32 protein-coding genes are annotated in these 18060 nt (G+C 41.3%); 26 read left to right on the forward strand and 6 right to left on the reverse strand.

Going from position 1 to position 18060, the window contains the following annotated elements; genetic code table 11:
* Positions 1–20: 20 nt before the first annotated feature.
* Together ACE3G9_RS01180 and ACE3G9_RS01185 are read right to left on the reverse strand one after the other, a co-directional pair.
* Positions 21–839: a DUF2303 family protein gene (locus tag ACE3G9_RS01180; RefSeq protein WP_449218230.1), complete on the reverse strand. Its 819-nt coding sequence runs from the start codon at positions 837–839 to the stop codon at positions 21–23.
* A gap of 48 nt (positions 840–887) precedes the next feature.
* A complete protein-coding gene (locus ACE3G9_RS01185; protein ID WP_449218231.1) occupies positions 888–1283 on the reverse strand; it encodes a hypothetical protein in 396 nt (131 codons plus the stop codon).
* Between the two features lie 375 nt (positions 1284–1658).
* Between ACE3G9_RS01185 and ACE3G9_RS01190 the strand changes: the two genes are divergently transcribed.
* Complete coding sequence (locus tag ACE3G9_RS01190) at positions 1659–1901, forward strand: DUF1883 domain-containing protein (RefSeq protein ID WP_449218408.1); 243 nt, start codon at positions 1659–1661, stop codon at positions 1899–1901.
* Here ACE3G9_RS01190 and ACE3G9_RS01195 read toward each other — a convergent pair.
* The 4 genes from ACE3G9_RS01195 to ACE3G9_RS01210 all read right to left on the reverse strand — a co-directional run bounded on the left by ACE3G9_RS01195 (position 1884) and on the right by ACE3G9_RS01210 (position 4046).
* A complete protein-coding gene (locus ACE3G9_RS01195) occupies positions 1884–2057 on the reverse strand; it encodes a hypothetical protein (protein ID WP_449218232.1) in 174 nt (57 codons plus the stop codon). The genes ACE3G9_RS01190 and ACE3G9_RS01195 overlap by 18 nt on opposite strands.
* A 381-nt stretch (positions 2058–2438) precedes the next feature.
* Positions 2439–2711: a hypothetical protein gene (locus ACE3G9_RS01200; RefSeq protein WP_449218233.1), complete on the reverse strand. Its 273-nt coding sequence runs from the start codon at positions 2709–2711 to the stop codon at positions 2439–2441.
* Between the two features lie 16 nt (positions 2712–2727).
* Positions 2728–3363 (reverse strand): hypothetical protein, encoded by a 636-nt coding sequence (locus ACE3G9_RS01205; protein ID WP_449218234.1) that lies wholly within the window; start codon positions 3361–3363, stop codon positions 2728–2730.
* Positions 3364–3386: 23 nt separating this feature from the next.
* Positions 3387–4046 (reverse strand): LexA family protein, encoded by a 660-nt coding sequence (locus ACE3G9_RS01210; protein ID WP_449218235.1) that lies wholly within the window; start codon positions 4044–4046, stop codon positions 3387–3389.
* Positions 4047–4156: 110 nt separating this feature from the next.
* On the opposite strand from ACE3G9_RS01210, the gene ACE3G9_RS01215 reads away from it, so the two are divergent.
* From ACE3G9_RS01215 to ACE3G9_RS01335, 25 genes are all read left to right on the forward strand, one after another.
* Positions 4157–4387 carry a helix-turn-helix transcriptional regulator gene (locus ACE3G9_RS01215; RefSeq protein WP_449218236.1) on the forward strand — a complete coding sequence of 77 codons (231 nt, stop codon included), beginning with the start codon at positions 4157–4159 and terminating at the stop codon, positions 4385–4387.
* 24 nt (positions 4388–4411) lie between these two features.
* A complete protein-coding gene (locus ACE3G9_RS01220) occupies positions 4412–4867 on the forward strand; it encodes a YmfL family putative regulatory protein (RefSeq protein ID WP_449218237.1) in 456 nt (151 codons plus the stop codon).
* The gene (locus ACE3G9_RS01225; protein ID WP_449218238.1) at positions 4864–5052 is read left to right on the forward strand and encodes a hypothetical protein; all 189 of its coding nucleotides are present in this window, start codon (positions 4864–4866) and stop codon (positions 5050–5052) included. The genes ACE3G9_RS01220 and ACE3G9_RS01225 overlap by 4 nt, the downstream gene beginning before the upstream one ends.
* 61 nt (positions 5053–5113) lie before the next feature.
* Entirely contained in the window at positions 5114–5260 is a 147-nt protein-coding gene (locus tag ACE3G9_RS01230; RefSeq protein ID WP_449218239.1) for a hypothetical protein, read from the forward strand.
* Positions 5260–5838 carry an MT-A70 family methyltransferase gene (locus tag ACE3G9_RS01235; RefSeq protein ID WP_449218240.1) on the forward strand — a complete coding sequence of 193 codons (579 nt, stop codon included), beginning with the start codon at positions 5260–5262 and terminating at the stop codon, positions 5836–5838. Before ACE3G9_RS01230 ends, ACE3G9_RS01235 begins: the two co-directional genes overlap by 1 nt.
* Before the next feature lie 2 nt (positions 5839–5840).
* Positions 5841–6896: an ATPase gene (locus tag ACE3G9_RS01240; RefSeq protein ID WP_449218241.1), complete on the forward strand. Its 1056-nt coding sequence runs from the start codon at positions 5841–5843 to the stop codon at positions 6894–6896.
* On the forward strand, positions 6886–7095 hold the full coding sequence (locus ACE3G9_RS01245) for a hypothetical protein (protein WP_449218242.1): 210 nt from the start codon (positions 6886–6888) through the stop codon (positions 7093–7095). Before ACE3G9_RS01240 ends, ACE3G9_RS01245 begins: the two co-directional genes overlap by 11 nt.
* Positions 7088–7810 carry a Rha family transcriptional regulator gene (locus ACE3G9_RS01250; RefSeq protein ID WP_449218243.1) on the forward strand — a complete coding sequence of 241 codons (723 nt, stop codon included), beginning with the start codon at positions 7088–7090 and terminating at the stop codon, positions 7808–7810. Before ACE3G9_RS01245 ends, ACE3G9_RS01250 begins: the two co-directional genes overlap by 8 nt.
* On the forward strand, positions 7807–7998 hold the full coding sequence (locus ACE3G9_RS01255) for a hypothetical protein (RefSeq protein ID WP_449218244.1): 192 nt from the start codon (positions 7807–7809) through the stop codon (positions 7996–7998). Before ACE3G9_RS01250 ends, ACE3G9_RS01255 begins: the two co-directional genes overlap by 4 nt.
* On the forward strand, positions 7998–8309 hold the full coding sequence (locus ACE3G9_RS01260; RefSeq protein WP_449218245.1) for a hypothetical protein: 312 nt from the start codon (positions 7998–8000) through the stop codon (positions 8307–8309). Before ACE3G9_RS01255 ends, ACE3G9_RS01260 begins: the two co-directional genes overlap by 1 nt.
* A complete protein-coding gene (locus ACE3G9_RS01265) occupies positions 8302–8589 on the forward strand; it encodes a DUF4406 domain-containing protein (protein WP_449218246.1) in 288 nt (95 codons plus the stop codon). Before ACE3G9_RS01260 ends, ACE3G9_RS01265 begins: the two co-directional genes overlap by 8 nt.
* Positions 8583–9611: a DUF968 domain-containing protein gene (locus tag ACE3G9_RS01270; protein WP_449218247.1), complete on the forward strand. Its 1029-nt coding sequence runs from the start codon at positions 8583–8585 to the stop codon at positions 9609–9611. The genes ACE3G9_RS01265 and ACE3G9_RS01270 overlap by 7 nt, the downstream gene beginning before the upstream one ends.
* 372 nt (positions 9612–9983) lie before the next feature.
* Positions 9984–10193, forward strand: a complete 210-nt coding sequence (locus ACE3G9_RS01275) for a hypothetical protein (RefSeq protein ID WP_449218248.1) — start codon at positions 9984–9986, stop codon at positions 10191–10193.
* 6 nt (positions 10194–10199) lie between these two features.
* A complete protein-coding gene (locus ACE3G9_RS01280) occupies positions 10200–10907 on the forward strand; it encodes a nucleotidyl transferase AbiEii/AbiGii toxin family protein (protein WP_449218249.1) in 708 nt (235 codons plus the stop codon).
* A 190-nt stretch (positions 10908–11097) separates the two neighbouring features.
* On the forward strand, positions 11098–11763 hold the full coding sequence (locus ACE3G9_RS01285; protein WP_449218250.1) for a hypothetical protein: 666 nt from the start codon (positions 11098–11100) through the stop codon (positions 11761–11763).
* Between the two features lie 89 nt (positions 11764–11852).
* Positions 11853–12320: a lysozyme gene (locus ACE3G9_RS01290; RefSeq protein WP_449218251.1), complete on the forward strand. Its 468-nt coding sequence runs from the start codon at positions 11853–11855 to the stop codon at positions 12318–12320.
* Positions 12310–12786, forward strand: coding sequence for a lysis system i-spanin subunit Rz (locus tag ACE3G9_RS01295; protein WP_449218252.1), 477 nt, complete (start codon positions 12310–12312; stop codon positions 12784–12786). The genes ACE3G9_RS01290 and ACE3G9_RS01295 overlap by 11 nt, the downstream gene beginning before the upstream one ends.
* A 42-nt stretch (positions 12787–12828) precedes the next feature.
* Complete coding sequence (locus ACE3G9_RS01300; protein WP_449218253.1) at positions 12829–13071, forward strand: HP1 family phage holin; 243 nt, start codon at positions 12829–12831, stop codon at positions 13069–13071.
* Between the two features lie 3 nt (positions 13072–13074).
* Positions 13075–13437: an HNH endonuclease gene (locus ACE3G9_RS01305; RefSeq protein ID WP_449218254.1), complete on the forward strand. Its 363-nt coding sequence runs from the start codon at positions 13075–13077 to the stop codon at positions 13435–13437.
* A gap of 1 nt (position 13438) precedes the next feature.
* Positions 13439–13636, forward strand: a complete 198-nt coding sequence (locus ACE3G9_RS01310; RefSeq protein ID WP_449218255.1) for a hypothetical protein — start codon at positions 13439–13441, stop codon at positions 13634–13636.
* A gap of 184 nt (positions 13637–13820) precedes the next feature.
* Positions 13821–14300, forward strand: coding sequence for a phage terminase small subunit P27 family (locus ACE3G9_RS01315; RefSeq protein WP_449218256.1), 480 nt, complete (start codon positions 13821–13823; stop codon positions 14298–14300).
* 7 nt (positions 14301–14307) lie between these two features.
* Positions 14308–16041 (forward strand): terminase large subunit, encoded by a 1734-nt coding sequence (locus ACE3G9_RS01320; protein ID WP_449218257.1) that lies wholly within the window; start codon positions 14308–14310, stop codon positions 16039–16041.
* Between the two features lie 25 nt (positions 16042–16066).
* Positions 16067–16216 carry a hypothetical protein gene (locus tag ACE3G9_RS01325; protein WP_449218258.1) on the forward strand — a complete coding sequence of 50 codons (150 nt, stop codon included), beginning with the start codon at positions 16067–16069 and terminating at the stop codon, positions 16214–16216.
* Complete coding sequence (locus tag ACE3G9_RS01330) at positions 16216–17475, forward strand: phage portal protein (protein WP_449218259.1); 1260 nt, start codon at positions 16216–16218, stop codon at positions 17473–17475. Before ACE3G9_RS01325 ends, ACE3G9_RS01330 begins: the two co-directional genes overlap by 1 nt.
* Positions 17450–18055: an HK97 family phage prohead protease gene (locus ACE3G9_RS01335; RefSeq protein ID WP_449218260.1), complete on the forward strand. Its 606-nt coding sequence runs from the start codon at positions 17450–17452 to the stop codon at positions 18053–18055. Before ACE3G9_RS01330 ends, ACE3G9_RS01335 begins: the two co-directional genes overlap by 26 nt.
* The last annotated feature ends 5 nt before the right edge of the window (positions 18056–18060 follow it).

Here is an 18060-nt window from a genome sequence, read left to right on the forward strand (position 1 = left end):
TTGTGAGCGCCAGTAGTTAATTAGCTTGAGAACGAACCGATGAACGTTGTTATTTCAATATCATCAGCAATGAATTGAGCTTGAAGTTTTTCTTTAAACTCTTCGCCCATTTCTTCTTCATGTTGTTCTAGCTTTTTGATGCGGAGCACTAAGGTTTCATTACCGATGGTGCTCATGCGCATTTCAAAGGTACGAGAATCTAAACCTAGATACGGTTCGCAAGTGAACTTGAAGACTGCCGGCATTGGGAATTCTTCTTTAGTGCGTACAGCAACTGATTCATATTCAGATTGGTGATGACTAAAATCATCAACGTTCGATTCGCGACCCGCTTTTGCTTCAAACTTCATGTTACGAACGGCAGCTGATGCAATAGAGTTTTCAATCAATTCACCAGTCGTTGAGAATACTTGAATAAAATCGCTGTAATCTTCTACCCATTCAGCTAATTGCTTTTGATTAAGACGATCACCGTTCTTATGTAAAAGTGCTTGGTAAGCGGCTGTTTTTCGTAGATTCAGTGAAGCGGTATGCAAGCAGTGACCAGGTACATGAATGGTACCTAAATCAAAGATGGTTTTAGCCGACATACGCTCTGCATCAATAAAGCATTGGTTGCCTTCGGTTTGGAACTCTTCATGGTAACGAACGAACTCAACAATGTTTGCTGTGTTCATTTTTCCGCGAAATTGATTACGTTTTGGCATGTACTGCTCAAGATCATGCACTTGATATGATTCGGGTAGAGCTGCAATTGGGAAGCCTGCTTGTTCTAATTGCTCTAACAGGCTTGGAATGTTGGAGGATTCTTGAATTTGTACAATGGCTGACTTTTCCATTTTTGTCTCACTTGTTGGTTATTGAACTGATTAATAAAGGCGAAGAGGTTAGCCTCGTACTTCACGAAGTTGGCCCTCTTCAATGATTGCTTGGCCGTGAATATCTTCTTTTGGTCGGTCGTAGGTGAGTTTGCCGCCTTTGCCTACATAGGCAATGGATGTGTATTGGAAGTCTTCACTCTTGGTACCAAACCCAGCTTTAGGCTCTTTCACGCTCATATTGGCTGTGATCTCTACCATTTCATTGTTGGTACCCATTGGCTTGAGCTTTAAATCAAGTTTCACGCTGCCTTGTTTGTCGCTATATGCCACGGCGCGAGAAACATTTGAAAGGGCTAAGCCGATAACATTAGAAATAACGCCACCGTCTAGTTGCTGCATTAACATTGGGAAGTTTGTTGTGCGATCTTCTACGCTAAGGTTGCCTGCTTCTTGTTTTGACATGGTAGTTCTCCGTTGGTTGGATTAGCTTTAAACCTAAAACATCCACCAGCCGGATATACAAGAGCAGGGTAGATGCTTTAGGTTTGCCTCTGATGAGGAAAGAGGCTGTCCCGTGAAGCAATCACGCTAATGATCATTTCACTACCTGTCACTTCTGCACGTTTTTATACCGAGAGGCATGGAGGGGCAGATCTCAGGTTCGGGCGTTACATCCCCACGCACCGCTAGGGTTATCAATGGATCTTGATTTGTGCTGGCTTATTTATTCACGCCCAGCAACGTGATCTCTACGACTTTCCACAGACATAGAAACTGGTATGTTCTTGTTTCCACAGACGAGAAAAGGAAATAGCAGTGAATTACTTACACAAAAGAATGCATTTAAATCAAGGTGACATTGTTGTTGTCGAATGCTCACATCAGTGCAATGTGAGAATCCTCACGGATAGCAATTTTAGTAACTACAAAAGAGGAAGCCGCTTTCAATATCACGGTGGGTTTTATGAAATGCTTCCTGCCAGAATACAGGCTCCAACTACTGGGTATTGGAATGTTGTTCTGGATTTAGGTGGTGGCAGTGCTAACATCCGCCACTCAATCTCAGTCATTTCCGCTTAAAGATTGGGATTTGACTTGCTTTAAAGCATCTTCAAGGGCGGATATGACTTTTTCTTTCATTCCGTCCTCTTCATATGACAAACAACTTATTCCGCCATTTGATTCCGTATCACGCATCCAAACTGTTTCGCCGTTATTTTCAATAATTACTCTCATAAATCCTCCTGTTTAAATTCAAAACCCCACTTAACAATGAAGTTTTGAATTGCCACTCAACGAATGGCAATTTACAGCTTTCACTCAATTTCTGTCCTCCGTGAGTGCGCTCGGAGTGACCTAGTTTGGTTCCTTTATTGGTGAGGGAACCAAAGTTAGTCGTTCATAGTTCAATCATGTTAAAGAGCCATCAACTTCTGCTGCGCTATTCTTGGCGCTTTCAGTGTGTTGATGTGCTTAATAATACGAAATGTATTTTAATTGGTCAATACGAAATGTATTTAAATTTTGAGATGTGTATTAATTGTGAGGTAGAGCAGGAATATTCGGTACAAAAAAACCGCCACTAGGGCGGTATTTTGGCGTGAGGATATTGAAGAGTTACTTACGAGCGATTATTCCAAGAAGGCTGGTTATCTTACCAATAGCGATAATTATCCAACCAAGTGTGAATGTTGGTATAACTATCATTAAAAAACCAACTACGACATTGTAACTATACAATGAAGGTGGAATATCATTTCCACCATTTAAAATTGATATGGCCGTATAGACTGATGCTGCAACAATAAGACCACCAGACAGTAAAAGGAACCCATAAATTAGATCTGCAACCAAATCGCTCTTTTTATGTTTTATCTTATTTTCTTCCATTGTCTTTTGTCCCTATCTAGAAGTTAAAACGAATTTCACCGCCGTAGGATAGGTAATCCACCCTAGGCATGTAGCTCACTCTAGCGCCAATTGAAAATGCTTGAATAGGAAGCACTAAGAGGGAAGTGGTAATTTGAGATTCTGAGTCGTTACCTGTAATTTTGTCGGTATTACCGATAGCGGAAACAGCGGTATCCCATTCGAAATAATTTACAGGTTTAAAGCGAATACCAATCTCGCCGCCGTAACCTACTGCATTCTCTTTGGTTTTATTTGAGTTTACTTTTAATTCTGACCACATAGGAACGGCGTAGATAGATGCGTATGCTTGGACTTTATCGTAGGTATTTGAGTAAGCCCCAACGCCCAGGCGATTAATGCTTGTCGATGCCTCAGCATCAACGCCATTTATTGTTACATCATAGCTGTAAAATTCTATGTCAGCTAATAAATAGATTTGATTGAACGTTTCGGAACTTAGGCGGAATTTATAACTGTTGGCAGTATCATCTTCTAATCCTAAGTCATTAGCATCTTCCATCTTTGTTTGACCAGCATTTAAAGAAAGGTAGGTATAGCTGATTTGATCGCTTTGTTTGGCAAAGGTTGTTGCAGAAAGTAAGGCCAAGAGCAAAGCTGAAAACTTTTTCATTTCACGTCCTTATGTTAGTTTGTTTATATGAGCTTTAATTTTGCATCCACAGCAACACCAATCACTCGACAGTTACCATTGATCGCCATCATTGGGTAGTTAGGGTTGAGCGGCTTCAAGTAGTGCTGGCCGCTATCACTGATAAACTTTTTAAAGGTCGCTTCGTTTACGTCTGTCAGTTTTGCTACCACTAGCGATCCATTCTCGTGTTTTCGCTCTGTATCAACTAATACCAACATGCCTTCAGGAATGCTTGTGCCGACAGGGCTTGTCATTGAATCACCCTGCACGCGTAACCAGAAACAGCGTTGTGAAGTGCGTACGGTGGTTTCATACCACTCATCTATCTCATCAATCGTATAGGGCTCACAAGCTTCGGTCCATTGGCCTGCTTGTACAGCGCTGAGTACAGGGAATTTATTTTGATAGGTTGGCTGGATATCGATTGGTGTGACATTGGCGATCGCGTGGTCTGGGTACTCTAAAGCACCATCAGAATGCAGCATTAGTTCATCTAATTGAAGCTCTTTTAGTATAAGGGCTATTTTATCGATACTAGGATCTCTACGACCAGACAGCCAGTGTCCTAACCCACCTTGAGTCATTCCAATTCTTTCGGCAAGCCAATCTTGGGTTTTGCCTATTTCTTTTAATCGAGCTTTTGCAAGCTCATTCCATTTCATTTTCATATCTCAATTATACAGAGTGTATTAAAAAACCATAAATCCGTTACGTATTATTTATTGAAGAATGTAAATACATAACGTATTATTGGTTTTAAATAGGAGGCTATATGTCAAATCTGAAGCAAATAAGAACACACATAAAAGTTAATCAATCGGCTGTTGCAGATTTGGTTGGGGTTTCTCAGGGAACAATTGGGCACTATGAAAATGATAGGCGTATTCCTGATATCACTATGTGTTGGAAAATCGTTAAAGCATTAAACCAACTTGGAGCCGATTGTACTTTTGAAGACGTATTCCCTGATTCACAAACCAATCATACCGATTCGGCTCAATAACAAAACCACCAACAAAGAGGGCACATGGTGATGAACAAAAAAGAAATGGTAAATAAGACGATTGCAGGTTTCCCAGGTGGTAAAGAGGCAGTTGCCGCTGTGCTTGGCATGAGTGTCGATGGTTTTAATAACCGTTTATATGAAAAGAAAGGTCAGCCGTTCTTTAGTGTGGATGAACTAGAAACAATGGCGAGCTTAAACAATACACCGTTCGTGGCGGAATACTTCGCTATTAAGACTGGCCATGTTGTTGTTGAGACACCAAAGGTTGAAGAGCTAGATAAGCAAGAGCTGTACGACAGTGAAATGTTTGTGAGTTCAATTTCTGGACAGCTTAAGCAGTTACGTTACCAAGCTCAACGCGATGGAATGTATGACGCTAGAGAGTTAGCACAGATTGAACGTTTAGAGCGTGAATATATTGCTGCGCTGGTGGCTCATTCAATGAAAGAAAAAACAGTATTTGTGGTGACGAAATGAAAACGGATGAATTTGCAGAGTTTTTAAAGCAACACGCGGATATGACGGTGAGTTCATGCAATGTGATTCGTGAGCATAGCGAGATAGAAGCAAATCGATGTGAGCTTGAACGTTTGCACTTATTACGTGCCAAGTGTGAGCACCAAATCATTACGGTTCAAAACAGAATTGAGAGCCAGAAATAAAAGTGCCATTGCGTAGCGGTCACTACCAATGGCATGGATTAAACGTATGGAGGTTTTAATCATGAACAGAATAGCACAACGCAAATTAACGTCAAAGCTCTACAACAAGCACATTAACAACCAGTTTGTTTATTTCATGGTGGTAATGGGTAGGCCTGTTCGTATTAGCCGAGCATTTGCAAAACAAGTATTTGAGGGGGCTCTGTAATGGCGAGTATCGATATTAATAATCCACCTAAACGGTATGACGTTATTTATGCCGATCCTCCTTGGGCGTTTACGAATGCTAAAACAGGTGGCTCTATGAAATCGGGTGCAGCAGCTCAATACCCAACAATGACGCTAGATGAAATGAAAGCCTTACCAGTAAATGAATTGGCTAGTGATAATGCTTTGTTGGTTATGTGGTGGGTTGGATCTCAACCTAAAGAAGCTATTTCATTACTTGAAGCTTGGGGTTTCGAACTTCGCAATATGAATGGTTTTGTATGGAACAAACTTACTCAACTGAATAAGCCATTTTTTGGCATGGGGTTTTACACTCGTGCCGGTAGTGAGTCTTGCATCATTGCGACTAAAGGAAAATTTAAACCTGTTTGTAAAAGCGTTCGTGCGGTGTTCCATGCTGAGGCGCAAGTTCAGTTTGAAGCGAGAGTAGGTCGCCATAGTGAAAAGCCTAAACAGGTTCGTGACCTCATTGAAGAGTTAGCCGGTGATGTGCCACGAGTAGAGTTATTTGCACGTAAAACAGCAAGCGGCTGGGATGCGTTTGGGAATGAGGTGTAGTAATGGCTAGATTGTTTGACGTTGTTCGTGAGCTTTCTGGTCAAGGTTCAGTGATCAGCACTCCACGCCCTTATATTAAATTCTGTGAAGGCAACCATACTCATGCTGCTGTGTTATCTCAGTTGGTCTTTTGGTCTAGCACTAAACCTAATGGCGAATGGTTTTACAAATCTAACGATGAATTAGGTGAAGAGTTATGCCTTTCATGTGATCAAGTTCGTTACGCTATTCGTCAACTTAAGAAGCGTTTAGAGGGCGTTATCCACAGCCGAGTTAAAAAGGCGAATGGCGTACCAACCACGCATTATCAAATAGATGGCAATAAGTTGGTGGATCTTTTGTTCCCTAAAAACGAACAAGATCCCCAAATGGAAGTGGGAAAATTACCAGAACGGAATGGTGAAGATAAAAGCCAACACAATTCCCAAATGGAAACGGTAATTTTACCAGATGGAAATGGGAGTATTACCAATTCCACCTGTGAAAATTCCCAGAACCTTGGAAGTGGGAATATTACCGAATCCATTAACAGATCCAAACCAGATACTAACAAACAGATCGTTAATGTTCCGAGCCAGCTCGAAACCGCCAGTACGGAAAATCCTGTTTTGTTTTCGATTCCTCTCAAGGGCAAGACCAAGATTCATGAGGTTACTCAATCTGAGTTATTTGAACTTCGAGAATTATACCCTGCGGTTGATGTTGCTCAGCAGTTCCGAAACATGATCGGTTGGTGCAAGGCGAATCCAACTCGACAAAAAACCGCATCAGGGATTAAGCGATTCATTCACGCTTGGTTATCCAAGGAGCAAGACAAGGGCTACGGGAAACCTCAGCAAGCGCAAGCTTCAACGTCTCAGCCTGATGAAACTCAAACCATCAAGAATGAAATTTCTCGCTTGGAACGTGAAGCCGATGCGATTGGTATTCAGATTAATCAATCCAAGGAGTGGGGCGCAACGGAGCAAGCCATTCAAAGTTTTGAGCGTCAGCAAGCCAATATTCTTGCTAAGCGTTCTGATTTGATTAAGCAGCTAGGAGGGGCGCATGGCCAGTGAGCAAGATTTGATTGAGTTGATGAATAACCGAGCTAAGGCGTGGACTCCTACAGAACTGTGCAATGCGTTGGGTGTACATGTGATTGAAGCGATTGGTTTGATTGAAAAGGCTCGCAAGCGTGGTGTTGATGTTCGTGTTGTGAGCGGTGAGAAAACAGGGAATGCAGGGAAAGTATTTTTAGGGGGTGATCATGTTTGAGTTAAGTACCAATGCTGAGATGACGATGAGCAGTCGTGAGATTGCGGAAGTGGTTCAGCTTCGTCACGATAACGTAAAAAGAACAATGGAAACATTGCGATTAAAAGGGTTGGTGTCTTTTACTCAAACTGAGGAAAAGAGCGGAGGTCGCCCTGCAACGGTTTATCACATTAATAAAAGAGATAGCTATGTTGTTGTGGCTCAATTATCACCAGAGTTTACAGCTAAGTTGGTAGATCGCTGGCAAGAGCTGGAACAAAAGCAAAATATGCCTAATTGGTTAAAGAACCTTTCTCCACAAGCTTTAACGGTTATTGAAGATCTGAATAACCAAGTTGAAGTTGCTCATAAAGAAGTGGATCGCTTGCAAGGCGTGTGTAATACGATTACCGCTCAATTTACTCATGGCGTTAGTGCTCCAACGTTCTGCACTCAATTTAATGGCGTAAATATGAACCAAGTAAGCGCAGTGCTATGTAGTAAGGGCGTATTCATTAAAGAGAAGCGTGGCTACCGTGTTTCTTCTCATTACCGTGATGTGTATTTCAAGCAAGAGATCATCAATTGCCCCGATAAGAAACAATCATTCAAGCCAGTGCTAACGCTTAAAGGTGCCAAGTGGATGTACAAGCTTTATTTAGCGCATGAGCTACCAATGAAAAAGGATTGGGATGGCAAGTTTGATCACGTTGTATTTGAGGATAAAGCAGCATGAAACCAATATGGGTAATGGCAAAGGAACATAACCGTGAGTCTCGCATAATGTACGGAAACATAACTTCAGTGAAGCGTAGACCATCAGAATTATATTTAGCTCAAAAGGAATTAAAGCAAGCGGTACCGAGTGATTGCTCTATCGATAATGAAAAGCTTGGCGAACTACTAGGTGAGGTATTTTGCTAATGAGCAAGTTAGAGGCTTTATTAATTCATCATATTAAAACAATGAAGTTAGAACAGCCGGTACCAGAGTATCGATTCCATGAAACTCGTAAGTGGCGTTTTGACTTCGCTTATCCAGAGCAGAAAATAGCAATTGAAGTGGAAGGTGGTACCTGGACGAACGGACGCCATACTCGCGGCAAGGGATATGAACAAGATTGTGAAAAATACAACACTGCAGCATTACGTGGTTGGACTGTTCTTCGATTCACCAGTGGCATGATCACAAGTTTGAAAGCAATCAAAATGATAGAGGAAGCGTTGAATGCCTAAGAAGATTTACATTGCGGGCCCAATGTCCGGTATGCCGGAATTTAATAAACCTGCATTTATCAGTAAAGCGAGTGAGTTAGCTCAAGAGGGGTATATCGTTTTAAATCCTGCGGTTCTACCAGATGGTATGAGTTGGGAAGAGTATATGTATATCTGTATTCCTATGCTTTCGGTTGCTGATGAGATTTATATGCTGAAAGGTTGGACCGAATCTAAGGGCGCTACGATTGAGCATCATGAAGCATTGGCACAAGGGAAGTCGGTTATTTACGAATGTTAGTTCTAAAGCCTTTTATTCAACATGATCTTGGTTTGGTGATGCTTAAGCCGGGTAAGTCATTACTTGATGAACTGACACGTATGAGTAATGGCAACCGGCTATTGATTTCGTCACTACCTAAAGAACTGGTTAATGTGCCAAGCGGTAAGATCAACGTTCCGGTAATTCCGGATAGTTCAACTAAGTCGCTGGTGGATGATGAACGTTTACTCGAGTTCTTCCTGAATGCCGAAGTTCAAAAGCGGTTGGGGAGTTTTTATCATTGGCTTGAGAGTATCCCACATTGCCAACTGTCTGACGGTGAGTTCTGCGATAAGAACCTGACCTTTTTAGATTGTAAGCATGGGGCGGTGCGCTTGTGTTGGCACCATGATAACCAAGAGCGAGCAAACCTAAGTGAGCGATCAAGAGTACAAGCGAAAGAAAATGTTATGGCTTGGGGTGTGGGTACTGTATCACGTCGGCTTGGCTTTACTGGTAGCCATACATTAACGTTACCGGAACTGTGCTGGTGGTCTGTAAAAGAGGGCGTTTATCAACATTTGCCGCAAAGCGTTGTAGAGCAGATGTTTGGTATTAAACCCAAAAAGAAAGAACCAACTCCAATCCGGAAAAGAGAGCACGATCCGCGCTTTGATGTTGATGTAGAAGAGTTACTTGAGAATAAAGCTAAGCAGGTGAAACTCATCATTGATGACAATCCACCAGCCATGCACATGAAAAGGCCAAAGCAGCTAACCTGGCAAAGTGAAAAGTATCTTAAGTTCATCCGTTCTCTACCATGCTGCGCAACTGGACGACATGGTACCGACTCCGATCCTGTTGTTGCTCATCACTTGATTGGTCACGGTGAAGGAAAGATGGGCGGTAAGGCGCATGACTTGTTTACTATGCCGATGCTTGCCAGTGTTCATCAAGAATTTCACCACGACCCGAAAACTTGGGAGGCTAAGCATGGATCCCAGTTGTTTTTTGTTAAGCAGACGCTTAAGAGAGCGCTGGATGTTGGGGTAATCTGTTAGTTATTGAAAGGTAACAATTGCATTGTGTTCAGTATAAAAAAGTAACGTTGGAGCCAGTTTTTTTAAATTAACTAAAAATATTTAAAAATTCTTTATACCCACTAATACGCAACAAAACGCACTTAATGGGCTTTTAAGTAAACTTAACCCGCCGTTATCCGCCGCGAAGATTAATGGCCTTATTTGGTCGTTTTGAGGCGTTATTGGGCGTTATTTGACTATATTTGACGGTTAGAGATTTAATTGGATTGGCTATTTTTGAAGGTATTGACGCTATGGTTATCGTGAAGTAACTTTAGATTACACCTTGTTGTATTAGTAGTGATTACACATATAACGAGTAAGTCATATAGAGATTTTTCGGAGTTACCCATGAGCAACATTAATCGTACACAGTACCATGAATTGAATAAAATTCTTTGGGATATGCACGAAAAGTTCATCAATCCCAAAACCGCTCTAACTATGTATGAACGTCGTTGGTCAATGATCGAAAAAGAAAGAATCCATTTCAAGGAAAAGCGATTGATCGCGCAACTTGTTAGAGAATATGGAAACGGTTTGTTTATGCCAGCGGCGTAATTCATTATGTCAAATTACCAAGTCGATCACCATCAAGTTATTGAGTCAGCATTAAAGCAATTTAATGCTGACTATTTTATTGAGCATAATATTTTATTTGGCGGTGGTACTCGTATTGCTTTAGAGCTTAATGAGTTTCGGGAATCTATTGATATAGATTTTCTGTGCCCGGATAAAAAATCATATCGTGCTGTTCGTGAGCAGGTGACTAATCGATCTTTAGGCGCTCTTGTTACTCAAGATTTTGAGTATGCTAGAGAGATTCGAGCTGATAGAGATGCTGTTAGAACGTGGATAGATATAAATGGTACGAAGGTAAAACTTGAGTTTGTTAGTTGTGATAACTGGAGTTTACAAGCTGATACCGACAATACCTCGTTATTTCCCCTTCCTTTTCTTGACCAAGTATCTTGTTTTTATACGAAGTTAACGGCCAATTCAGATAGAAAGCTGACTGAGCCCTATAAAGATATTTTAGATTTATTAATGATGTATCGTGAATGGGGCGACATTCCCCAAGAGTCGATTGACTTAGCAGAAGCCCATTATGGTAAAAAAGTGATACTTCCAGATCTTATTGTGTCCTTAGATGATATTATTAAGTCGCCTGAAAAATACGTGAAAGCGGCTAAGAACGTCAAAATGTCTGAAGAAGTAATTGATGAATTAATTCGAGAAGTACCCATTCTTTTAAAAGAATCAATAAGTATTTAATCAACATTTTATTCAGAATTGCCTCAGTAGATGTACTGGGGCTTTTTTATATCTGCTTGTTACACATTTTGTTATTTTTTGCCTTCTTATTTTCCCCTTGCTACGGTTAATAATTACAATCTGTGTTTATATACAACCTGATCAAATAACCAGTTATAATAAATAGGTTATTCTTCAAGAGGATGTACGCATGGGCTTAGTAACAAACATCGAATATTGGGATATGTCTGCAGCAATTGGTATGGCGACAGAAGGCGTTCGTGCTAAATACAATGTTGGCTCTGGCGGTGGTGGCTTCGGTGCTGCTGATATGGAAATCGCTTCTAAGTTGGATGGTGGCAAAGTTTTGGTTGCTGTTCACCAAATGGGGCAACAGTTCGAGAACTTAGAGCTTTGGTCGATGTTTGCTTATGCGTCTCCTAACTGGAACCGTTCTGGCCGTAGCAAACAACTTTTTGAATATGTCATTAATGATTGGGTGTTTGAATGTGCTGAACAAGGCAACTTTATTCAAATAGCTATGTTTGATCGTATTAAAGCTATTCTTCCTCTTGTTGCTGGTGGACTGGCATTAGAGCAACTTTCTGGTGCTGATATTTCTAATGTTCGCGGTGATTTAGTGTATCACCCTGTGGCTGATCGTAAGGCTATGATTCATGCTTTGGTTGAATTAGATTGCACTAACAAAGGTGAACACTCGGAGTCGTTCGTGAAGAAGCGTACTCGCTATTATCAAACTAATTGGGCGCGTTTTTCTGAACATATTGAACGCTTGAAAAATATTATGGTGAGGTATGACACACTTGCTCGTAAAATCTACAAAAAACAACTTGAAAAGCAAATGATGTCAATATAAGCTCTAATTATTAGGTTGGATTTTTGTATCCAATCAACATTAACCGCCCTCGATGGCGGTTTTTTTATGCCTGAAATTTGAGGTTGAGTGTGCAGATATCAAAACGTGTGATGGCTGCTATCTCGGCAGCTGCCTTATCTATTGCCAGTGCAATGATTGTTGATTTGGAAGGTATTGAATATACGCCTTATCAAGATGTCGTTGGTGTAACCACTGTATGTTATGGCCACACTGGTGATGATATAGAAGACCGAACCTATTCCCAAGAAGAGTGCCAGGAACTGCTTGATAGTGACCTAACCAGGATCGCTTCACAGATTGATTCTAATATCGTTGCTGATATCAGCGTGACTCAACGAGCCGCTTTATATTCCTTTGCTTATAACGTTGGACCTACTGCATTTAATAAATCGACTTTACTTAAAAAACTCAATGCTAACGATATGTCTGGTGCTTGTGCTGAACTGCATCGGTGGATTTATGCTGGCGGTAAGAAGTGGAAAGGGTTGATGAATCGCAGAGAAATTGAAGAGGCGGTATGTCGTTATGCTCAGTAATACATATATCAAAAGTGTGAGTATTGTCTTAGTTTCCTTGCTTGTGATGACAGTGTTTATCCAGCACGTAAAAAATGGAGAACTTAAAACAAAACTAAATGCAGCTGTTGAATTAGCTGAATTAGCGCAATCAACCGTTTCTAAGATGCAGGAGCAGAATGCGAAAGTGGCCAAGCTTTATATTAAGCAACAAGAGGATTATGAGAATGCACAGGCTAAAGTATCTCAGCTTGAGCGTGATCTTGCTGATAGTTCTAAGCGGTTGCACGTCAACGCCACTTGTCGTGAACCAATGTCCACAAAGCCCAGCACCTCCAGCGTGGATGATGAGCGAACCCCCAAACTTACAAGAGACGCTGAACGAAATTATATTCGTCTCAGACAGCAAATCACTACCATCACAGCTCAAGTAAATGGGCTGAGGTCATATATAGAAGCGCTTCCTAGTGAGTGTGTCGCTAAATAAGACCCGACTGCAGTCGAGGTTACCAACATGAAAATGAGCATTATGGATAAGACAGTTACCACTTCCAGTTATGTTGCCAGTGTGTCTACTGCTATTGGTGGCTTGTTTACCTTATCTAACGTTGCGTTATTTATAGGTATTGTCACTACCTTTATTTTATTTGTTATGCAGTGTCGATTGAACAAGAAACGCAGACAGCAAGATGCTGAATATCATGCTGCACGTATGGAAGCGTTAGTGAACGGCAATGTTGTTACTGATATTGAACAAAAGAAAGTTGGTTAGCTGATGCCTGCTAAGACACCAAAAATGTGTAGGGAACGTGGGTGTATAAAGCCAACGACCCTTAAGCATGGATTGTGTGAAGAGCATAAGCACAAGGCATCAAACTGGAAAGTCTTTGCTGAACAACAGGGTGGTTCAAAGCGAATCTATAATTCTTCTAAATGGCGCAATACGGTTAAAGCCATCAAAGATAGAGACAAAGGTTTATGCCAACATTGCTTAGCTAAAGGTTTAATTACTCCCGGTACTGATTGTGATCATATTAAGCCTGTGAGCAAAGGTGGTAACAAGTGGAGCTATTCGAACCTGCAGCTGCTGTGTCGTGAGTGCCATAAGAAGAAAACCATAATGGATAGTCGAGGTTAGTATGCATAACAATCTACCAATAACTGGTGAAGTGTTTGCCACGGTTTACCTAAGTGCTATAGATGGCAATGCAGTAAATCTAGTGCGATGGAATCCAATTGGAAAATACTTTGAGTACCATAGTGGTGGTGTATGGATGTCAGTGTCAGAGCGTTTCTTTTCAGGCGCGAAGGTCATTACCCTAAAAGATTTTGAATAATACCCCGGGGTGGGAAAATCTCTACAGTTTTTGATCTTTCTATATACCGCCATCCTAATCAAATTTTTACATCCGTAAAATTAAGAAATTGAAAATCAAGCACTTACAAAGCTCATAAAAATCAAATTTAATCAAGTGCTTATTGGATCTTGTTTGTGATCCTCGTTTGTATGGAGTTTAAAGCGTGGCAGGCAAGCGATTAATTAAATCCACATCAGGCAGAAAGCCCAAACCACTAAAGACACACGTCAATAATGGTAACCCAAGCAAGAAATCCCTGAATACTGAAGAGCCCAAATTTACTCAGGTAAATAATATTGAATGCCCTGAATGGTTAGGTGAATTTGCTAAGGGAATGTGGGAAACGATAGTTCCTGAAATTTGTCGAGTGACCGTTCTGTGTGTTACCGATATCCATAACATTGAAAGTTTTTGTACATCTTATGAAAACTTCCGAAAGGCACAAATCGATATCATGGAAAAAGGTGTTGTCATTGAGAATATGCAAGGCAACACAGTGAAAAATCCAGCCGCAACAGTATTAACTGAGTCACAGAGACAAATGGTTATGCTCGGTAGTTTGCTAGGTTTGGACCCTTCAAGCCGAACACGCTTGATTGGTGTGGCAGAAAAAGAAAAGGACAATCCATTTAGTCAAATGTAGGTGAACAATGGCCGATAAAAAAGATTATGCAGCCATTGCTCTTAACTACTGCAAAGACGTAGTAAGTGGAAAGATCGACGCTTGCCAATACATTCGTTTAGGCTGCCAAAGACATATTGATGATCTAAAACGCTCTAAAAAAGACAAATCATTTCCTTATGAGTTTGATGAATTTAAAGCATTCAGAGCGTGTCACTTCGTTGAAAATCTCACTCACACAAAAGGTGAATGGGCATTTAAAAAAATGCGGATCACGCTTGAGCCGTGGCAGGTATTTAATTTTGCTTGTGTGTTTGGGTGGGTTCGTCGTGATGATGGGCTTCGTCGTTTTGTTGAAGTATATGACGAAATACCTCGTAAGAATGGTAAATCAGTTATCGCGGCAGGTGTGGGTCTATATTGCTTCGCAGCAGATAACGAATTCGGTGCCGAAGTCTACTCTGGCGCAACAACCGAAAAGCAAGCGTGGGAAGTTTTCAGACCAGCCAGATTAATGGCCCAACGAAACCCAGCGTTAACGTCTCATTTTGGTATTCAAGTAAACGCATCCAATTTACTTAAACCAGAAGATGGTGCGAGATTTGAACCACTAATCGGTAATCCAGGTGATGGTTCTAGTCCAAGTTGTGCGATTGTCGATGAATATCACGAGCATGATAATGATGCGTTATTTACTACCATGCTTACAGGTATGGGGGCCAGACGACAGCCGTTAATGTGGATCATTACAACAGCTGGCTACAACATTGCTGGTCCTTGTTATGAAAAGCGACGTGAAGCAATAGAAATGCTCACCGGTACCACGCCAAACGATCGATTATTCGCAATGATTTATACCATTGACGATGAAGATGATTGGACAGACCCAAAAGCACTGAAAAAAGCGAACCCTAACATGGGCGTGTCAGTGTTTGAGCAATACTTGCTTGATCAGCTAGAGAGAGCAAAGAACAATCCAAACTTTGCCAACAAATTTAAAACAAAGCATTTAAATAAGTGGACCAGTGCTAAGGCCACTTACTACAACATGGAAAGTTGGAAGAAATGCTTTGATCCAAACCTTTCGATTAACGAATTTATTCATGATGAATTCTACTCTGGGCTCGACCTAGCAAGAAAGCTCGACTTAAACAGTCTAGTTAATTTGGCTGTAAGAATGGTTGATGGTCGTCGTCATTACTATTGCGTATCGCCTAAGTTCTGGGTGCCGGAAGACACCGTGTTTGATCTTGATAACAAACGCATGTCTGAGCGCTATCAAAACTGGGTAAACACTGGCGACTTAACCCCGACCGATGGGGCAGAGGTTGACTACCGTTACATTTTTGAAAGTGTAAAAGAGGTGAATTCCACTGTTCCTATTAGTGGGATAGCGATTGACCCACATGGCGCAACAGGCCTATCACATATGCTGATAGATGAAAGCCTCAATGTGATCACCATGCAGCAAAATTACACCAAAATGTCAGACCCAATGAAAGAACTGGAAGCCGCAATTGAATCTGGTCGATTCCATCATGATGGTAATCCAATTCTTACTTGGTGTATGTCTAACGTTATCGGTAAAAACTTACCGGGTAACGATGATGTTGTTCGTCCAGTTAAAGAAAATGCCGATAGCAAAATCGATGGGGCGGTTGCTCTCATCATGGCAATGGCATTAGCAATGACCATTGAGCCTCAAGAAGTTAATTCTGGTGGGCTTGAATGGTATGACGATGACGAAATAGTTTTCTTCTAATTTTTCTCAACTCTTCGGTAATCCAATGAATATTAAATCTTTACTCATCGACATCGTCGGGTTGAGCGGCTTTTCTGCGTTTTGCGTTGGGCTGTTTTTTTCTTTTGGCTTACCAGTAATGCTTATGGTTGCTGGTGGCTTAATGGTTATTTTTGCACTTTGGGCAGGTAATTAATGGGTATCTTTTCAAAACGTAACCATGCCCCTGATTTAGATATCGAACAGCGTGGTTTGTCGCCAGAGACAGAATCAGCGTTTGCCGCAGGTGAGACGTCTGAATGTACAGCCAGTCCTAACTCAGCGCTGAATCTGTCTTATGTCTATTCAGCCATGTATATCATTTCCTCTTCACTTGCACAGTTGCCGTTAAAGGTTCTGAAAAAAGATGGAGATAACGTTAAGGCAGCATCTGATCACCCCATGTCTTCGATGATTTCATTTCGTTTTGATGAATTTCAATCGTCTTATAAGTGGAGAGAAACAGAGCAATTCCGGTGTCTTGGTTGGGGGAATGCCTATACGGAAATTTCTCGTAGAGGACCACACCCAGAGTTAAAGAATCATGCTCCGTGGCTGGTGACATTACAAAAGAACTTGAATAACGGTACCTATTATTACTTGGTATCAAGTGATGATGGTGAACCAGCGTATGCCGTCGATCCTGAAGACATGATCCATATAAAAGACATTTCCTATGACAGCAAAATGGGAGTAAGCCGGATTAAGCAAAATGCCCCAGCGATTGAATGGGGTTTGGCAATGCAAAGCTATGGTTCATCTTTCTTTGGCTCAAATGGTCGTCCAACAGGAGCGGTTAGCCCAAAAAATGAATTGAATGATGAATCATGGCAGCGATTCAAAAAGATGTTTAAGAATGCAGGATCATCTTTTACGTCCAATTCAAACCGCACCATGTTACTGCCTGCAGAGCTTTCATATCAAAGCTTCACCATTCCACCGGAAGACATGCAATACCTAGAGTCACGTTCTTTTAGTCGAACCGAGGTTGCAAGCATGTTTAATGTGCCACCACACATGATAGGCGCATTAGAAAACGCAACGTTTAGCAATATTAGCGAGCAAGTGGTTCAGTATGTGAAATACACCATCATGCCGTGGGTGAAACTGTGGGAACAAGAGCTTAATTACAAGCTATTCACCACCACAGAATTAAAGGCAGGTTATTACGTCAAATTTAACCTTGCTGGTTTGCTACGTGGCACTCCAAAAGATCGCGCCGATTTTTACAAAATTATGGTGGATATTGGTGCTTACACTCGCCAAGAAGTACGAGCCCTTGAAGATATGAATCCAATTGATGGATTAGATAAACCAGTCATTAGCCAAAACATCAAATCAGTCGAAATGATGGATGCGGAAGCTGCAATTAAAACGAAAGAGGCCAGTAATGGAAATGGAAACGAGAACATTTAATTGTGAGCTACGAGCCGATGCAATGGAGTCTGGCAGCGTACTCATTAAAGGTAGTGCAGCCGTATTTAATAAGCGTAGCGAATTGATGCGTACACCTTGGGGAGAGCCATTTCGTGAAGTAATTAAGCCTGGTGCTTTTGATAGTGTTCTTGGTGACGATGTTCGTGGCTTGTTTAATCACGATCACAACTACGTACTTGGCCGCAGTGCTTCAAAAACACTTCGTTTGTCTGTAACGGACACCGAGCTTAATTATGAAATTGACGCTCCAACTACACAAACCATCACAGATTTAGTGATTGAGCCAATGAAGCGTGGTGATGTAAATCAGTCCTCATTTGCTTTTGCGGTAGCAAATGATGGAGATGAATGGGAATACGACGATGAAGATGGCGTATTGCTACGCACGATCACCAAAGTGAAGCGACTTTTTGACGTTTCTCCCGTGACATTTCCTGCTTATTCCGATGCTGATTCAAGTCTTTCTACACGAAGCCTTGAGCAGTTCAAAGAAAAACAAAAAACCAACCCCGACGCGCAATGGCGCAACCACGTAGAAAACTTTCTACAAACTCTATAAAGACA

Source organism: Vibrio sp. E150_018, assembly GCF_053544035.1.

Coding starts and splice junctions, on each gene's coding strand:
- ACE3G9_RS01330 (WP_449218259.1), top strand. CDS start 16,216: ATGGGTATCTTTTCAAAACGTAACCATGCCCCTGATTTAGATATCGAA.
- ACE3G9_RS01190 (WP_449218408.1), top strand. CDS start 1,659: ATGCATTTAAATCAAGGTGACATTGTTGTTGTCGAATGCTCACATCAG.
- ACE3G9_RS01255 (WP_449218244.1), top strand. CDS start 7,807: ATGAAACCAATATGGGTAATGGCAAAGGAACATAACCGTGAGTCTCGC.
- ACE3G9_RS01265 (WP_449218246.1), top strand. CDS start 8,302: ATGCCTAAGAAGATTTACATTGCGGGCCCAATGTCCGGTATGCCGGAA.
- ACE3G9_RS01200 (WP_449218233.1), bottom strand. CDS start 2,711: ATGGAAGAAAATAAGATAAAACATAAAAAGAGCGATTTGGTTGCAGAT.
- ACE3G9_RS01300 (WP_449218253.1), top strand. CDS start 12,829: ATGGATAAGACAGTTACCACTTCCAGTTATGTTGCCAGTGTGTCTACT.
- ACE3G9_RS01240 (WP_449218241.1), top strand. CDS start 5,841: ATGGCTAGATTGTTTGACGTTGTTCGTGAGCTTTCTGGTCAAGGTTCA.
- ACE3G9_RS01205 (WP_449218234.1), bottom strand. CDS start 3,363: ATGAAAAAGTTTTCAGCTTTGCTCTTGGCCTTACTTTCTGCAACAACC.
- ACE3G9_RS01325 (WP_449218258.1), top strand. CDS start 16,067: ATGAATATTAAATCTTTACTCATCGACATCGTCGGGTTGAGCGGCTTT.
- ACE3G9_RS01260 (WP_449218245.1), top strand. CDS start 7,998: ATGAGCAAGTTAGAGGCTTTATTAATTCATCATATTAAAACAATGAAG.
- ACE3G9_RS01180 (WP_449218230.1), bottom strand. CDS start 839: ATGGAAAAGTCAGCCATTGTACAAATTCAAGAATCCTCCAACATTCCA.
- ACE3G9_RS01310 (WP_449218255.1), top strand. CDS start 13,439: ATGCATAACAATCTACCAATAACTGGTGAAGTGTTTGCCACGGTTTAC.
- ACE3G9_RS01245 (WP_449218242.1), top strand. CDS start 6,886: ATGGCCAGTGAGCAAGATTTGATTGAGTTGATGAATAACCGAGCTAAG.
- ACE3G9_RS01235 (WP_449218240.1), top strand. CDS start 5,260: ATGGCGAGTATCGATATTAATAATCCACCTAAACGGTATGACGTTATT.
- ACE3G9_RS01335 (WP_449218260.1), top strand. CDS start 17,450: ATGGAAATGGAAACGAGAACATTTAATTGTGAGCTACGAGCCGATGCA.
- ACE3G9_RS01305 (WP_449218254.1), top strand. CDS start 13,075: ATGCCTGCTAAGACACCAAAAATGTGTAGGGAACGTGGGTGTATAAAG.
- ACE3G9_RS01285 (WP_449218250.1), top strand. CDS start 11,098: ATGGGCTTAGTAACAAACATCGAATATTGGGATATGTCTGCAGCAATT.
- ACE3G9_RS01220 (WP_449218237.1), top strand. CDS start 4,412: ATGGTGATGAACAAAAAAGAAATGGTAAATAAGACGATTGCAGGTTTC.
- ACE3G9_RS01295 (WP_449218252.1), top strand. CDS start 12,310: ATGCTCAGTAATACATATATCAAAAGTGTGAGTATTGTCTTAGTTTCC.
- ACE3G9_RS01320 (WP_449218257.1), top strand. CDS start 14,308: ATGGCCGATAAAAAAGATTATGCAGCCATTGCTCTTAACTACTGCAAA.
- ACE3G9_RS01210 (WP_449218235.1), bottom strand. CDS start 4,046: ATGAAATGGAATGAGCTTGCAAAAGCTCGATTAAAAGAAATAGGCAAA.
- ACE3G9_RS01215 (WP_449218236.1), top strand. CDS start 4,157: ATGTCAAATCTGAAGCAAATAAGAACACACATAAAAGTTAATCAATCG.
- ACE3G9_RS01185 (WP_449218231.1), bottom strand. CDS start 1,283: ATGTCAAAACAAGAAGCAGGCAACCTTAGCGTAGAAGATCGCACAACA.
- ACE3G9_RS01195 (WP_449218232.1), bottom strand. CDS start 2,057: ATGAGAGTAATTATTGAAAATAACGGCGAAACAGTTTGGATGCGTGAT.
- ACE3G9_RS01275 (WP_449218248.1), top strand. CDS start 9,984: ATGAGCAACATTAATCGTACACAGTACCATGAATTGAATAAAATTCTT.
- ACE3G9_RS01270 (WP_449218247.1), top strand. CDS start 8,583: ATGTTAGTTCTAAAGCCTTTTATTCAACATGATCTTGGTTTGGTGATG.
- ACE3G9_RS01230 (WP_449218239.1), top strand. CDS start 5,114: ATGAACAGAATAGCACAACGCAAATTAACGTCAAAGCTCTACAACAAG.
- ACE3G9_RS01280 (WP_449218249.1), top strand. CDS start 10,200: ATGTCAAATTACCAAGTCGATCACCATCAAGTTATTGAGTCAGCATTA.
- ACE3G9_RS01225 (WP_449218238.1), top strand. CDS start 4,864: ATGAAAACGGATGAATTTGCAGAGTTTTTAAAGCAACACGCGGATATG.
- ACE3G9_RS01250 (WP_449218243.1), top strand. CDS start 7,088: ATGTTTGAGTTAAGTACCAATGCTGAGATGACGATGAGCAGTCGTGAG.